Source organism: Candidatus Albibeggiatoa sp. nov. BB20, from assembly GCA_016744725.1.
Lineage (GTDB): Bacteria > Pseudomonadota > Gammaproteobacteria > Beggiatoales > Beggiatoaceae > Albibeggiatoa.
Genome location: JADGDW010000127.1, coordinates 1 through 14,318, shown reverse-complemented (window position 1 = coordinate 14,318; position 14,318 = coordinate 1). Strand labels below are relative to the sequence as shown.

Below are 14,318 nucleotides of genomic sequence, written 5' to 3'. Positions count from 1 at the left end.
AATATCTCATTCGCAAGGGTTAGGGATGAAGTATTGATAATGGCTATAGCAAAAAAGGTGCGCAGTTTACACATATTTAAAGCAAGCGACATTCCTAATTGATTATTATGCCGTATTTGAACAATTTATATCGTAAGCAATGTAATAACACAGTTTATCCCTCAATTCATAACATAATATTAACAACTCAGTTACAATAAAGGCATAACATCTTAAAACATCGAGAATAACATTATGTACATAAGGGTTATTTTATTGCTAGGGCTTTGTTTTACTGTATCGACTCAAGCCGCAAATTTACTGCAACAGCGTTTCCAATTTAAACAAACTTATCAAGCAATTCAAAAACAAGATTTGGAACAATTTCAGAAACTTTCTGAACAATTACAAGATTATGAGATTGCGCACTATCTCAATTTTTTTCAACTTTACCATCATATTGAGCAAGCTAAAGCAGATGAAGTGCAATCCTTTTTAGAGGTTTATGCTGACTCTCCAACCGCTGATATTTTACGCACCCAATGGCTCACTCAATTGGCAAAATCTGAAAATTGGGTAAGTTATCAAGCATTTTATCAACCACAAAAAAATACCATATTGCAATGTCATGCTCTCAATGCACGCTTACAACAGCAAGAGCCGTTCAAGCAATGGCAAATGCAGGCGATTAAATTGTGGCTAGTGGGAAAATCCCAGCCTAAAGAATGCGACCCCGTATTTAGTCAATTGTACAAAAATAATATTATTACATCTGAATTACGCTGGCAACGCACTCGTCTCAGTTTGCAGAACAAACAATTTAAATTAGCTAATTACCTTGCTAAATCATTGGGTCAAGACAAAAAAACATGGGTAGCCCATTGGCAATCCGTACATAAAAATCCTGCAGCAGGTTTAAAAAATATTAACTATCCAGATGATAACGTTGCACGTGAGCTGTTAATTTATGGCACAAAACGTTTGGCGCGTCGTAATGCTAAATTAGCCCATGATTATTGGGCACAATTTAAAAAGACTTATGGTTTTACTGAATCTGAAAAAGATGAAATAGACAGTTATATTGCCTTATGGGCAGCAGATCAGAAAATAACTGAATCTTTGACATGGCTGATGAGTGCTGAAATCAAAAATGACAAAATGCGCCAATCAATGCTTAATATTGCTTTAGATCAAAATAATTGGGCGGCAATCATTAAATTTGTGACTGATTTCAATGATGCCATCGAACAGCAAGATCAATGGCAATATTGGTTAGCGCGGGCTTATGGTCAAACCGAGAAATTTGATAAAGCCAAAGTAATTTTTGAAAAAGTGGCTAAACATCGTACTTATTACGGTTTCCTAGCAGCGGAACGTTTACAACAGCCTTTTGCATTTGAACAACAAGAATCCGAATTAGATAAAGCGGCTCAACAAAAACTGCTGGAAAACCCAGCTTTGATTCGGGCGCGGGAATTATATTTTCTAGGCTTCATCAATTATGCACGGATGGAATGGCAGCAAGCAGTTAAAACTTTAAACCAAGATGAAATGAAATTGTTAACGGCTATTGCGAGTCAATGGGGTTGGCATGATCGTGCGATTCGGGCAGCAAGCAAGGCTGATTTACACAATCATTTAAGCCTGCGTTTTCCACGTCCCTATTATGATTGGGTATTGAACCAATCAGAAAAAAGAGAGATTGCTTTTGGCTGGATATACGCGATTATTCGGCAAGAAAGTGCATTTCAAACTGATGCCAAATCAGGTGCAAATGCAATGGGCTTAATGCAATTATTGCCTGCAACTGCTCGACAAATGGCAAATAAATATAAAATCAAATTAGGTGGAGAAAAAGACCTTTTATCTCCAGAAAAAAATATTGAATTGGGCACTAGTTATTTGCGTTACTTGTTGGATAAATTTGATGATAATTATCTGTTGGCCACCGCCGCTTATAATGCAGGTCCTGCACGAGCCAAACGCTGGCGCGAGAAATATAGCTGCATTGCAACTGATATGTGGGTGGAGCTGATTCCATTTAGTGAAACCCGAAAATATGTGAAGCGCGTCATGAGTTATACCGTTGTTTTTGAGTATTTGATGCTGGGTCATGATGATGTCGAACCTATGCGTTTAAACCCCGTACAAGAACAAGGTTGTTAAGATTGTAGGACTCTTATAAAGTATGGTACAGTTGCCACACTTTTTTCAGAAACAACACTTTTAAAAGGATTTCAATATGAAGTTACGTTATGTTGCAGCGTTAACGGTAGGTTTATTTGCATCTTCAATAACGGCTGCAGAGCTTACCCAAGATGAGAAGTTAAGTTATAGTTTTGGGCAAAATATTGGTAGTACTTTGAAAAAACAAGGGATTGAAGTTAACCTTGATAAATTAATGCTGGGTATTAAAGAAGCTTTGGCGGGTGAATTTACCACCTTAACTGAGGAGCAAATTCAATCTACATTGATGGATTTCCGTAAAGCGCAGTTTGCAAAAAAGGCTGATGAAAAACGTAAATTAACTGAGAAAAACCGTACTGATGGTGAAACCTTTTTAGCTGAAAATGCTAAGAAAAAAGGTATAAAAACCACAGGCAGCGGTTTACAGTATGAGATTTTAAAAGCAGGCGAAGGTGATAGCCCTAAAGCCACTGATACCGTGACAGTACATTATCGTGGCACTTTATTAGATGGCACTGAATTTGACAGTTCTTACAGCCGCAATCAACCGACTTCTTTTGCTTTAAATCGAGTGATTAAAGGTTGGACTGAAGGTTTACAATTGATGAAACCCGGTGGTAAAGCAAAATTTGTTATTCCTTCTGATTTAGCGTACGGAAAAACAGGTATTCCAGGTGGCAAGATTGGCCCTGAATCTACCTTAATCTTTGAAGTTGAATTGATTTCTGTTGATAAATAATTTTCAGTTCATATTTAGAAAAGGGCTTGCAGGCTTAATGTAAACTGCTTGCCCTTCTATTTTATCCCCAAGTTTGGAGTCAGTATGCAAAGGGTTGTGTTTAATCAAAAAGGCGGCGTTGGTAAGTCAACGATTACGTGTAATTTAGCAGCGATTAGTGCGGCACGGGGTAAAAAAACCTTAGTCATTGACTTAGACCAACAAGCGAATTCCACGCATTATTTATTGGGTGATAAAGCCGAAACGATACAACCGACTTTAGGTAAGTTTTTCGAGCAAATGTTGAGTTTTAGCTTATACGATAAGAAAACAGATGCTTTTATTCATCCTACGCCTTATGAAAATTTGTATATTATGCCTTCAGACCCAGAGCTTTACGCGCTACAATCTAAGCTAGAATCACGTTATAAGATTTACAAATTACGTGATACTTTACGCGAACTGACCGAGTTTGATGAAATTTATATTGATACGCCACCTGCGCTGAATTTTTACACCCAATCAGCATTAATTGCAGTTGACCGCTGCTTGATTCCTTTTGACTGTGATGATTTTTCACGTAAAGCGTTGTATAGTTTGCAAAATAATGTGCGTGAGATTCAAGCAGACCATAATTCAAATTTACATATTGAAGGGGTTATTGTTAATCAATTCCAACCACGAGCCAAATTACCACTCCAATTAGTCAATGAATTAATTGAAGAAGGTTTGCCCGTTTTAAATACGCGAATTTCTAGTTCTGTCAAAATCAGAGAATCCCACCAAACTGCTACACCGTTGATTTATTTTGATGATAAACACAAAGTGACCCAAGCTTTTGTTGAGTTATATGAAGAATTGGAAACAAAATAATTAGTGATACACTGCCAGCTTTTCAAGAATTGGCAGTCTTAGCGACTGTTGGAAACATGAAACCTAAGACTATAAATATTGCCAACACCCATCTATTTACGCAAACTTCTTGCTAGCAAAGTCAAATAATTTAGTATAAAACTAGCAATTTGTTTTTCAATGATTTTTCGGATTCTAAAATATTAGCTATCATGATTTTAAATAAGATAATAGTGCTATTTTGATAACATTTGTTTTTTCCTAGCCTAAGCTGAATTGCTTACCTACACAAAATTTTTTATAATGATGAACTCTGTCCCTTCATATACTTATGCCCGCCAATATTTATAATGATCTACAAGTTTTTAATCCCGATGATTTTATCCAAGCTTTGAGCGATGGTGAACCCGCCATTAAAGTCTTTCGTCAAGCCCTTGAACAAGGTCATGAAGTGTTAAAACAACGCTTTGTTGAAACTAAAAGTGCCTCTGATTATGTATTTTATCGTTCTTGGCTCATCGACAAAATTTTGCTTATGACGTTGGAATATAAATAACCAGCAAGAAAAAGGATTATCTGGAGCTTAATAAAAAAAGCCCACTATCCAATTTGAATAATGGGCTAGATATTTGAGGTTGATGACAATTTATTGATAAATTTCTTTTTCTAACACATAGTCATCTTCATCACCAAATATTTTATTTGGTCCTGCTGATACTATTTTAACTTCCACTACAGAACCTGAGTTCTGAGGTGAAACTGGCTCTTTAGGTAAAACATGGATATCAAAATGAGTACCCCAGCTATCAACAAACTTTCCTTTATCATTTACCCGAGGCAAAATTATAGCGGCGGGCTTAGGCTCAGAGCTATCGTTTAACAGTGTCTGAGAAATTTCTGTGTTAGTTCCTTGAACTATCTCATTAAAATTCATTTTATGAATGATAATTGCTGTATAAATGGAATTTGTTTCCATATCAGTTATGGAAGGAGCTAAATCCTCAAGTAATGTCTCACGATTATTAACACTGTCAATCTCAGTAGAGGTTATGTTCGACCTCTCCAATGTATGAGTATTAGAGTCACTATAAGTAGAATCACTATAAGCGACAATTATTGCTACGAGTATAGTGGTTACCATAAATATCCTAGGCATTGTACCTCCTAAAATCTTAGGTCTGAACGAAAAAGTTTAATTGTTGATGCTCGAAAAAAATACTGCTTCTCTGAACCAGAGTACACCATGAGTCCAGTTTTATCATGCCCAGCCCCACCTATATGCTCAAGCTCATGAGCAACTATATGCACCTCTTGCACCCAAGGCTGACCTGATTCTCTTTTATGAAAAATGGGAAAAATCGAAACCAAGTACCTTGTCAGATAATTAGAGAGCTTTGCACGAAGGAGGTAACAGAAAGTATAGGAAAAAAAGAGTGATAATAAAAAAACCAACTTAAATATCTTCCCAATAAATACGGCGTATAGGCTAAAAACCGTTTTATAATGTGCATTTCATTGTTTTTAGACGCAACTATTGTGTAGTGATAGATACTCTGCATTTAATATTGTTAGCAAAGCCAAATAATTTAATATAAAACTAGTCGTTTGTTTTTCAATGATTTTTCGGATTATAAAATACTAGCCATATAATTTTAAATAAGATAATAGTGCTATTTTGATAACATTTGTTTTTTCCTAGCCTAAGCTGAATTGCTTACCTACACAAAGTTTTTTATAATGATGAACTCCGTCCCTTCATAAACATATACTTATGCCCGCCAATATTTACAATGATCTACAAGTTTTTAATCCCGACGATTTTATCCAAGCTTTGAGCGATGGTGAACCTGCCATTAAAGTCTTTCGTCAAGCCCTTGAACAAGGTCATGAAGTGTTAAAACAACGCTTTATTGAAACTAAAAGTGCCTCTGATTATGTATTTTATCGTTCTTGGCTTATCGACAAAATTTTACAAGAAGCTCTTTCCCATATTTGTATTCAGATTGCCGAAGAAATTGCGCTGATTGCGGTGGGCGGCTATGGACGCGGTGAATTACATCCTAGTTCAGATATTGATCTTATGATTATTCTAGCGCAAGAACCTGATGAAAATATGCGTGAGTGTTTAGAAAAATTCATTACATTTTTATGGGATATTAAATTAGAGGTAGGGCATAGTGTTCGGACATTAAATGATTGTGAAAAAGAGGCAAGAGAAGATATTACAGTTGCAACGAATTTGATGGAAGCCCGTTTGCTCATGGGGGCTGAGCAATTATTCCAAGCAATGCAGCAACTTGTAGGACCGGGGAATATTTGGGCAAGCCGAGAATTCTTTGCTGAAAAATGTAATGAGCAAGCTAGACGTTATGCAAAATACCATGATACATCATATAATTTAGAACCTAATATCAAAGAAGGGCCAGGTGGATTACGTGATATTCAAACAGTGGCATGGGTTGCAAAACGCCATTTGGGCGCATCTACATTGCATGATTTAGTGCAACAAGGTTTTCTAACTGATGCTGAATATCAATCGCTGATCGAAGGTCAAGAATTTTTGTGGCAAATCCGCTGTTTTCTACATTGTCACTCCAAGCGTAAAGAAGATCGTTTGTTGTTTGATTACCAGCGCACACTTGCAGAAGATTTTGATTATAGGGATGAAGAAGGCAAGCTTGCGGTTGAACAGTTCATGAAGAAATATTATCGGACTGTGATGTCGTTGAATACCTTGAATGATTTGTTACTGCAGGTATTTCAAGAAAATATTTTATATGATGATTCCAATGACAAAGTAGTGGCTTTGAATAAGCGGTTTCAAATTCGTAAAGGCTTTATCGAAGTCACTCATGATAGAGTGTTTACAAGCTATCCCTTTGCATTACTTGAAGTATTCCTACTAATGCAACAGCATCCTGAAGTTAAAGGAGTTCGAGCACATACTTTACGCTTGATTTATCAGCATGTTTATTTAATTGATGAGGCATTTCATCGCGATTTACGCACAAGAAGTCTATTTTATGAAATTTTACATCAACCGAATGGTATTACCCGTGCCCTGCGCTTGATGAATCGTTATGGTGTATTAGGGGCATATATTCCAAACTTTGGGCGTATTGTAGGGCAAATGCAATATGATTTATTCCATGTTTATACTGTCGACCAACATACTTTATTTGTAGTGAGAAATCTGCGCCGCTTCTGTGTTAAAGAATATCAGCATGAGTTCCCACTATGTTCTAAAATTGTACATACGTTGCCAAAATTAGAATTATTGTATTTAGCAGGCTTATTTCATGATATTGCGAAAGGGCGTGGTGGTGACCATTCCCAATTGGGTGAAAGAGAATCCTTAAATTTCTGCTATGAGCATGGTTTTAGCGATCATGATGCACGTCTGGTGGGTTGGTTAGTACGCAATCATTTGACGATGTCTACTACTGCACAGCGTGAAGATACTTCTGATCCTGTCGTGATTAATAATTTTGCGCAACGGGTTCAGGATAAAATGCATTTAGATTATTTATATGTGTTAACCGTGGCAGATATTCGTGCAACCAGCCCTAAATTGTGGAATGGCTGGAAAAATACATTATTAGCCGACTTGTATCACAAAACATTGCATGTCTTGGAGCATGGTTCTGAGCAAACTTTAGATAAACAATTTCAAGTTTCAGATATACAATCAAGTGCGCATTATTTATTGGAAGGCTCTGCTTTATCAGAGGAAAAAATTAATCATTTGTGGTCTCAGCTTGGTGATGAGTATTTCTTGCGCTCGACCCCTCAAATCATTGCACATGAAACTCAGACCATTTTGCAGTATCAAGCATCAGATAAATCGATAGTATTAGAACGACATGATCCTTATGGTGGTACTGAGTTAGTGTTATACATGCGTGACAGAGATTATTTATTTGCAGAAACCACCCAATATTTAGAGCGTAAAGCCCTGACCATTGTCGATGCGTATGTGATTCCAACTGATAATGAACACAGTCTTGGCGGCTATACCATTTTAGACAGTGATAAACGCACTGTGATTCAGGATAAGGATCGTATTAACGAGATTAAACATGGTTTGGAAGAAGTATTAAACCGTGATGGGAATGAGCCTTTTGCTCTAATTGCACACCATGTTCCACGTCAATTAAAGCATTTTCCTGTCCCCACTCGGATTAGTTTCACGCAGGATTCCGCAAATAATCACACGATTATGGAAGTAATTACAAGCGACCGTCCGGGGGTTTTATCTCGTATTGCACAAGCCTTCTTACATTGTGAAGTCATTCTGAAAAAAGCCAAAATCGGCACATTTGGTTCTCGGGTTGAGGATATTTTCTTTGTCACTGATAAAAATAATAATATGCTATTTTCAGCTGACCAATTAGATTGTTTACGTGAATATCTATCTGAATTATTAGATGAAGATATTTCCACAGAAAATTCTAAATAATACAAGATTTTTTGCATTCTTCAATTAGTTTGAAAATACAGACAAGCTATTGTTAATGCTTAAAATTACACTGTCATTATGAGGTAGTCATAGTGACAGTGATTAATAGTATCTCATGGTTGTAATCTATTGTTTTTTAATAACAATAAAAGCTTGCAGGCTAATCGAACAGGCTTCAGTTGAATTGAGTCTTGACAGACTAGGGTAAAATAAGCTTTCTTGAAAGCCTTAGTCCATCGGTTTAAACTAAAGATAATTCCTTCCGTATTTAAGATTTACCCATGCAAGACTCATCGGTTTTACCGTTTCCCAATCGTGCACCTAATGCCGAATCATTCACGCCCAGCAAAATTGCGCCGCATTCCAGTGAGGCAGAGCAAGCCGTGCTCGGTGGCCTGATGTTAAAAACGGATGCGTGGTTAGAAATTGCGGATGTCGTTAGCACCGAGGATTTTTATCATAATAACCATAAAACGATTTTTGATGCGGTTAAGACTTTATTAGAAGAAGGTCATGCTTGTAATATTATTACGGTCAAAGATAAGCTTGAAAAACAAGGAATTATTGAATTAGAAAATAAGCATATTATCGAGTATTTAGATGAGTTGATTCAAAATACGCCCAGCATTGTGAATGTCAAAGCCTATGCGGATATTGTGCGTAAAAAGTCGATTTTAAGACGTTTAATCAATGTTGCGGATAAAATTGCCACTTCTGCGTATGATCCCACTATTAACAGTGAAAATGAGATTTTAGATAAAGCCGAGCAAATGATTTTTGAAATTGCCGAACATGGGCAGAAAAATCAGAAAGGTTTTATTGAGATTAAAGATGTATTGGCACAAGCTTTAGATCGTATTGACACTATGTTTCAGCAAGATGAGGCAATTACGGGTGTGCCGACGGGATTTACTGATTTTGATGAATTAACCAGTGGGTTGCAGCCTTCTGATATGGTGATTGTGGCGGGTAGGCCGTCAATGGGGAAATGCTTAGCTGCGGATAGTGAAATTGTCTTAGCAGATGGAGGCATTGCAACAATTGAACAGCTTTATCAGCAAAAACAAGCCCATTTATTGACTTTGAATGATGATTATAAATTACAGTTAACCCATGCTTCTGAGTTTGTGGATGATGGCATTAAACCTGTGTTTAAAGTCGTGACTCGGTTAGGGCGTTGCATCGAAACCACTTTAACCCATCCTTTTTTAACTATTTCTGGGTGGAAGCCGTTAGCAGAACTTAAAGCTGGAGATAAAGTTGCTATACCGTGTGTTTTACCTATATTTGGTTTAAAAAATTCGGATTGGCAGTCCGTTAGCGCAACAGATTTATTACCAAAACATATCTTTCAGCTTGATAAACAAAATTTACAGTTATTTTTACAAAAACATATTAAAGATGGATCGGCAGATTTAGTCATTTGGCAACATGAACATCTAGGATTAGCAAAACAATTTCAGCATTTATTATTACGTTTAGGCATTGTGACACAATTGAGCCAGCTAGATAAGTTGTGGCAGCTCAAACAGATTGAAATGCCCAACGATTCAGAACAAGATATTTACTGGGATGAAATTATTTCTATTGAAGATATGGGACAAAAACAAGTTTATGATTTGACCATTCCTGATACACATAATTTTATTGCCAACGATATTTGTGTACATAATACTTCTTTTGCGATGAATATTGCTGAATATGTTGCAATTAAAGTACGAAATCCTGTTGCTGTATTTAGCATGGAAATGCCTGCTGAACAATTAGGAATGCGTTTGATTGCATCATTAGCACGAGTCAATCAGCAGAAAGTGCGTACAGGTAAATTAGAAGATGACGATTGGCCAAAAATTACCACGGCAATTAGTATCCTATCTGAAGCACCTCTTTTTATTGACGATACACCCGCCTTAACTCCGACAGAAATGCGTGCCAGAGCCAGACGCTTAGCCCGAGAACATGGGCAATTGGGTTTGATCGTGATTGACTATTTACAATTGATGCAAGGTTCTAATCGTGGTGATAATCGTGCAAATGAGGTTTCTGAAATTTCTCGAAGTCTTAAAGCCTTAGCCAAAGAATTGGCTGTGCCCGTTGTTGCGCTTTCCCAGTTAAACCGTAGTGTTGAGCAACGTAGTGACAAGCGTCCGATGATGTCGGATTTGAGAGAAAGTGGTTCGATAGAGCAAGATGCTGATTTAATTGCATTTATTTACCGTGATGAAGTTTACAATGAAGACAGTGACGCGAAAGGCACAGCCGAAATTATTGTTGGCAAACAACGGAACGGGCCTATTGGTACAGTACGTTTAGCCTTTGTTGGCCCTTTGACCAAATTCGAGAATTACACAGAAGAATACCATTATGATGATGGCGGTGGATATTAATGCGCCCAACGCAAGCCCTAATTGATTTAGCCGCACTTAAACATAACATCCATATTGCCCGTCAACATGCGCCACAATCCAAAATTATGGCAGTGGTTAAAGCGGATGCTTATGGACATGGTGCAGTCAGCGTTGCCCGAGCGATTACCAATGAAGTTGAAGCATTTGCCGTCTGCTGCATTGAAGAAGCGATTGAATTGCGACAAGCTCGGATTCAGCAACCGATTTTAATTTTAGAAGGCTTTTTTGAAACCAATGAACTGCCTTTAATCCAGCAATATGATTTACAAACTGTTGTACAACACCCGTTTCAAGTAGACATTTTACGTGCCGCACAACTTAGAAAACCACTGGCTGTCTGGTTGAAAATCGATACAGGGATGGGACGTTTAGGGTTTTTACCGCCTGATTTTAGCAAGGCGTGGCAACAGCTCAATGACATCCAATATATTGTCAAACCGATTAAATTGATGACCCATTTGGCTTGTGCTGATGAATTAGATCAACCCATGACTTTGCAACAAATTCAACAGTTTTCTCAACTGATTCAAACTTATGAAACCGAAAAATCAATTGCAAATTCAGCAGGAATTTTGAGTTGGCCACAAGCACATACTGATTGGAATCGAATGGGCATTATGCTGTATGGCGCATCGCCTTTTGAGCAATCTTGCAATCTACAAGCGGTGATGCAATTACAATCTGAATTGATTAGTGTGAAACATTATGCAAAAGGACAAACCGTGGGCTATGGCGCAACATGGCAATGTGAGCAAGATAGTATTATTGGTATTGTAGCAATAGGTTATGCAGATGGTTATCCGCGTCATGCACCCAGTGGCACACCTGTTTTAGTCAATGGCCAGCGTGTCCCTTTAGTTGGACGGGTTTCAATGGATATGATTGCAGTAGGTTTGACTCAACAAACTCAAGCCAAAGTCGGTGATAAAGTAATTTTGTGGGGAAATGATTTAGCTGTGGAAGAGATTGCAACTTGTGCAGGGACAATTTCTTATGAATTGCTAACGCATGTAAATAAGCGTGTCCCTAGAAATATCATTAACTCTTATTAAGCAACTAAAAGTCAATATTGCCTTACTAATTCTGCTGGCCCAGAACAATAAAACAATTTACTTACGTGCTCCTGCAAAATTAGCGTTTTTCGCACCTTTAGTTTTAGCCTGTTTGATATTCGCGCCACGGAAAATAGCACCGCGCAAATCAGCTCCTCGTAAATCAGCTCCTCGGAGGTTAGCTCCTCGTAAGTTTGCATTTCGTAAGGTGGCATTTCGTAATTTTGCACCTCTTAAATTAGCTCGTCTAAGTTCCGCACCCGTTAAATTGGCTCGCGTCATATCGGCACTACGAAGGTTAGCCCCTCGTAATTTTGCACCTTTCAAATTTGCACTACGTAACTTAGCTCGAACCAAACGTACACCGATGAGCTTGGCATAACTCAAATTACATCGGTTACATTTTTTGGTTTTTTTCAACTTTGCGACATGCGTTTTATTTGCAGCCCATGCTTCTGGCATGTAGCTTCCGAGAAAACTAACAGTAAACGCAATAAATAGGATGAAGACGAGTTTTTTCATAAAAACGACACCACTTGGTTTGAAAATACCCGATAGCTTTATATACACCTAAGGGTAGCAGTAAACCTTAGCAATTACCAGTTGATTTAATTATTCATCACAACTATTTCTAGTGCAAAATGTGTTTCTAATAGTCATTAAATAAGCTGATTGAAATAGCTAAAGAATGAACTTAATTTGCTTCATTTTCTGCTTGAGCTAAGTAATCTGCCCAAGCTGGAGAAGCATCTCCAAATACTAAAAAATGTGGGTTAAGTAAAGATTCTTTAGTATTGTAAAGTAGTGGCTGCAAATTCAAATCTGTTAACTGGCCACCTGCTTGTTCAACAACACATTGTGCAGCGGCGGTATCCCATTCTGAAGTCAGACCAAAGCGTGGGTAAATATCGGCTTGACCTTCGGCAACTAAACAAGATTTCAACGAGCTACCAATGCTAATTACATCAACTTCTGTATTTAAGATTGCAATAAATGACTTGAGTTTAGGGCTACCATGGGAGCGGCTACCTGCAACCGTCAATTTTTTCATATCAGTTGTGCGTGTATTAATCACTCGAGCCGCTTGGTTTGATTCTTCCTTGAATGCGCCCATACCTTGCGCAGCATAATAGGAAACATCTGTTACAGGCACATAAACAACCCCTAAAATCACATCATGATTGTCAATTAAGGCAATATTGACCGTAAATTCACCATTGCGTTTAATAAACTCGCGCGTGCCATCCAATGGATCAACTAACCAATAACGTGACCATGTTGAACGTTCAGAAAAATCAATGGTGGCGGATTCTTCGGATAAAATAGGGATGCTTGTGAGCTGCTGTAAACCAGAAATAATCGTATTATGTGCTGCCAAATCGGCACGTGTTAGCGGAGAATCATCTGCCTTTTGTTCAACATTAAAATCATCAGATTCATAGACTTCAAGTATTTTCTCACCCGCGTGTTTAGCAATTTTTTTAACCGCTTCAATTAACTGCGGTAAAGCATGACCTTCGATAGTTAAAGGCTCAGATGACATATTCAACTCCAATGTTATTTTTTGGTCTTATTGTAGTACAGAAATGTTTGCCAGTACACAAATCTGAATAATTAAAGCGTGTTTTATCAATCTTGTTAAAAGGTGAACCACATTGCTTATCTATAGCGGATGGATGCAGTTCACAATACCCCAATTAGTTAAGAGGTTTCAGCGTTAAATCTTCAGCCGTCGCTTTAACAAACCCAAAACTGACATAAATATCTTGAGCTGCATCTGTTTTTAAGTAATCTAAAAATACGTGAGCATTGTCTGGATTCTTAGCGGTTTTCAACACACCAATGGCATAACCCACTTTATCTTGCTTGTTTAATGGTGGCGGAATCACAACGCCTTCAGTATTGCGGTTTTCAGCGTTGGCATGAGCCACTTCAGTTGCCCACACGATACCGACATCAGCTTGACCATCTTCAATACGTTGTGGAGTTTCACGATGATGGCGACTGGTAAACCATGTTTTACCTTCAATTGCCCAACAACCTTTACATTCCGCATTGGCGGTGATTTTTTCATACAAGCCTACATCTTTAAGCATTGCCGAACCGTAGAATTTAAAAATGCCTTCAGTCAACGGGTTGGGATGTGATTGAACCAAGTCTTCACGGCCTAAATCCTCAACACCTTGAATATTCTTAGGATTACCCTTTGCCACCATTAATTCTAATTTGTTATGGGTGTAAACTATATAGCTATCCATCAACTCTTTAGCTTGCAGTTTTTTCAAATGTCCAAGGTTGACACTGGCATATAAATCAGGGTTTTGAGCAGTTTTTTGCCCATCAATTTCACCTTGCTTAAGGATTTGCTGTTTAAGAATTTGACCCGGTGGAATGGTTTCAACGTAAACAGATTTGATTTCAGGGTGTTTGCTTTGGAAGTCTTTGATTAAAGTTTCCACCACCATAAATTGGTTGCCTGCTAAATACATGACTAAATCTGAGTTGTACGAATCAGCGATTTGTCCGTAAGCTGTTTCACCATCTACATTGAATGTTCGGTAGTCTTTGCTGTGACCCGCATCTTTGGCATAAGCTAAAGTACTAAAACATAATAGTCCAACGGATAATAGTGAAGTCCATTTGGTCATGAAATTCTCCTAAAT

11 protein-coding genes are annotated in these 14,318 nt (G+C 37.8%); 7 read left to right on the top strand and 4 right to left on the bottom strand.

Annotation, left to right across the window (positions count from 1 at the left end; genetic code table 11):
* The first annotated feature begins 234 nt into the window (after positions 1-234).
* The 4 genes from ABXH34_RS13630 (at position 235) to ABXH34_RS13615 (ending at position 4,292) form a co-directional block, all read left to right on the top strand.
* On the top strand, positions 235-2,145 hold the full coding sequence (locus ABXH34_RS13630; protein WP_353572433.1) for a transglycosylase SLT domain-containing protein: 1,911 nt from the start codon (positions 235-237) through the stop codon (positions 2,143-2,145).
* Positions 2,146-2,221: 76 nt separating this feature from the next.
* Entirely contained in the window at positions 2,222-2,905 is a 684-nt protein-coding gene (gene bamJ, locus ABXH34_RS13625; protein WP_353572432.1) for a BamJ family beta-barrel-assembly machinery protein, read from the top strand.
* An 84-nt stretch (positions 2,906-2,989) separates the two neighbouring features.
* A complete protein-coding gene (locus tag ABXH34_RS13620; RefSeq protein ID WP_353572431.1) occupies positions 2,990-3,757 on the top strand; it encodes a ParA family protein in 768 nt (255 codons plus the stop codon).
* Positions 3,758-4,067: 310 nt separating this feature from the next.
* Positions 4,068-4,292: a hypothetical protein gene (locus tag ABXH34_RS13615; RefSeq protein WP_353572430.1), complete on the top strand. Its 225-nt coding sequence runs from the start codon at positions 4,068-4,070 to the stop codon at positions 4,290-4,292.
* Positions 4,293-4,382: 90 nt separating this feature from the next.
* Here the strand turns inward: ABXH34_RS13615 and ABXH34_RS13610 are convergent, their stop codons facing one another.
* A complete protein-coding gene (locus ABXH34_RS13610; protein ID WP_353572429.1) occupies positions 4,383-4,877 on the bottom strand; it encodes a hypothetical protein in 495 nt (164 codons plus the stop codon).
* 630 nt (positions 4,878-5,507) lie between these two features.
* Between ABXH34_RS13610 and glnD the strand changes: the two genes are divergently transcribed.
* The 3 genes from glnD (at position 5,508) to alr (ending at position 11,655) form a co-directional block, all read left to right on the top strand.
* Positions 5,508-8,195 carry a [protein-PII] uridylyltransferase gene (glnD, locus tag ABXH34_RS13605; RefSeq protein WP_353572428.1) on the top strand — a complete coding sequence of 896 codons (2,688 nt, stop codon included), beginning with the start codon at positions 5,508-5,510 and terminating at the stop codon, positions 8,193-8,195.
* 281 nt (positions 8,196-8,476) lie between these two features.
* Positions 8,477-10,582, top strand: a complete 2,106-nt coding sequence (gene dnaB / locus ABXH34_RS13600; protein ID WP_353572427.1) for a replicative DNA helicase — start codon at positions 8,477-8,479, stop codon at positions 10,580-10,582.
* The gene (gene alr, locus ABXH34_RS13595; RefSeq protein ID WP_353572426.1) at positions 10,582-11,655 is read left to right on the top strand and encodes an alanine racemase; all 1,074 of its coding nucleotides are present in this window, start codon (positions 10,582-10,584) and stop codon (positions 11,653-11,655) included. The genes dnaB and alr overlap by 1 nt, the downstream gene beginning before the upstream one ends.
* 57 nt (positions 11,656-11,712) lie before the next feature.
* Here alr and ABXH34_RS13590 read toward each other — a convergent pair whose 3' ends face one another.
* From ABXH34_RS13590 to ABXH34_RS13580, 3 genes are all read right to left on the bottom strand, one after another.
* Entirely contained in the window at positions 11,713-12,177 is a 465-nt protein-coding gene (locus tag ABXH34_RS13590; protein WP_353572425.1) for a pentapeptide repeat-containing protein, read from the bottom strand.
* A 172-nt stretch (positions 12,178-12,349) separates the two neighbouring features.
* The gene (gene cysQ / locus ABXH34_RS13585; protein ID WP_353572424.1) at positions 12,350-13,198 is read right to left on the bottom strand and encodes a 3'(2'),5'-bisphosphate nucleotidase CysQ; all 849 of its coding nucleotides are present in this window, start codon (positions 13,196-13,198) and stop codon (positions 12,350-12,352) included.
* A 154-nt stretch (positions 13,199-13,352) separates the two neighbouring features.
* Positions 13,353-14,303, bottom strand: a complete 951-nt coding sequence (locus tag ABXH34_RS13580; protein ID WP_353572423.1) for a molybdate ABC transporter substrate-binding protein — start codon at positions 14,301-14,303, stop codon at positions 13,353-13,355.
* Between the last annotated feature and the right edge of the window lie 15 nt (positions 14,304-14,318).

Excerpts from the sequence above, each read along its gene's own strand:
- ABXH34_RS13630 (WP_353572433.1), top strand. The coding sequence starts at position 235 with ATGTACATAAGGGTTATTTTATTGCTAGGGCTTTGTTTTACTGTATCG.
- bamJ (WP_353572432.1), top strand. The coding sequence starts at position 2,222 with ATGAAGTTACGTTATGTTGCAGCGTTAACGGTAGGTTTATTTGCATCT.
- ABXH34_RS13620 (WP_353572431.1), top strand. The coding sequence starts at position 2,990 with ATGCAAAGGGTTGTGTTTAATCAAAAAGGCGGCGTTGGTAAGTCAACG.
- ABXH34_RS13615 (WP_353572430.1), top strand. The coding sequence starts at position 4,068 with ATGCCCGCCAATATTTATAATGATCTACAAGTTTTTAATCCCGATGAT.
- ABXH34_RS13610 (WP_353572429.1), bottom strand. The coding sequence starts at position 4,877 with ATGGTAACCACTATACTCGTAGCAATAATTGTCGCTTATAGTGATTCT.
- glnD (WP_353572428.1), top strand. The coding sequence starts at position 5,508 with ATGCCCGCCAATATTTACAATGATCTACAAGTTTTTAATCCCGACGAT.
- dnaB (WP_353572427.1), top strand. The coding sequence starts at position 8,477 with ATGCAAGACTCATCGGTTTTACCGTTTCCCAATCGTGCACCTAATGCC.
- alr (WP_353572426.1), top strand. The coding sequence starts at position 10,582 with ATGCGCCCAACGCAAGCCCTAATTGATTTAGCCGCACTTAAACATAAC.
- ABXH34_RS13590 (WP_353572425.1), bottom strand. The coding sequence starts at position 12,177 with ATGAAAAAACTCGTCTTCATCCTATTTATTGCGTTTACTGTTAGTTTT.
- cysQ (WP_353572424.1), bottom strand. The coding sequence starts at position 13,198 with ATGTCATCTGAGCCTTTAACTATCGAAGGTCATGCTTTACCGCAGTTA.
- ABXH34_RS13580 (WP_353572423.1), bottom strand. The coding sequence starts at position 14,303 with ATGACCAAATGGACTTCACTATTATCCGTTGGACTATTATGTTTTAGT.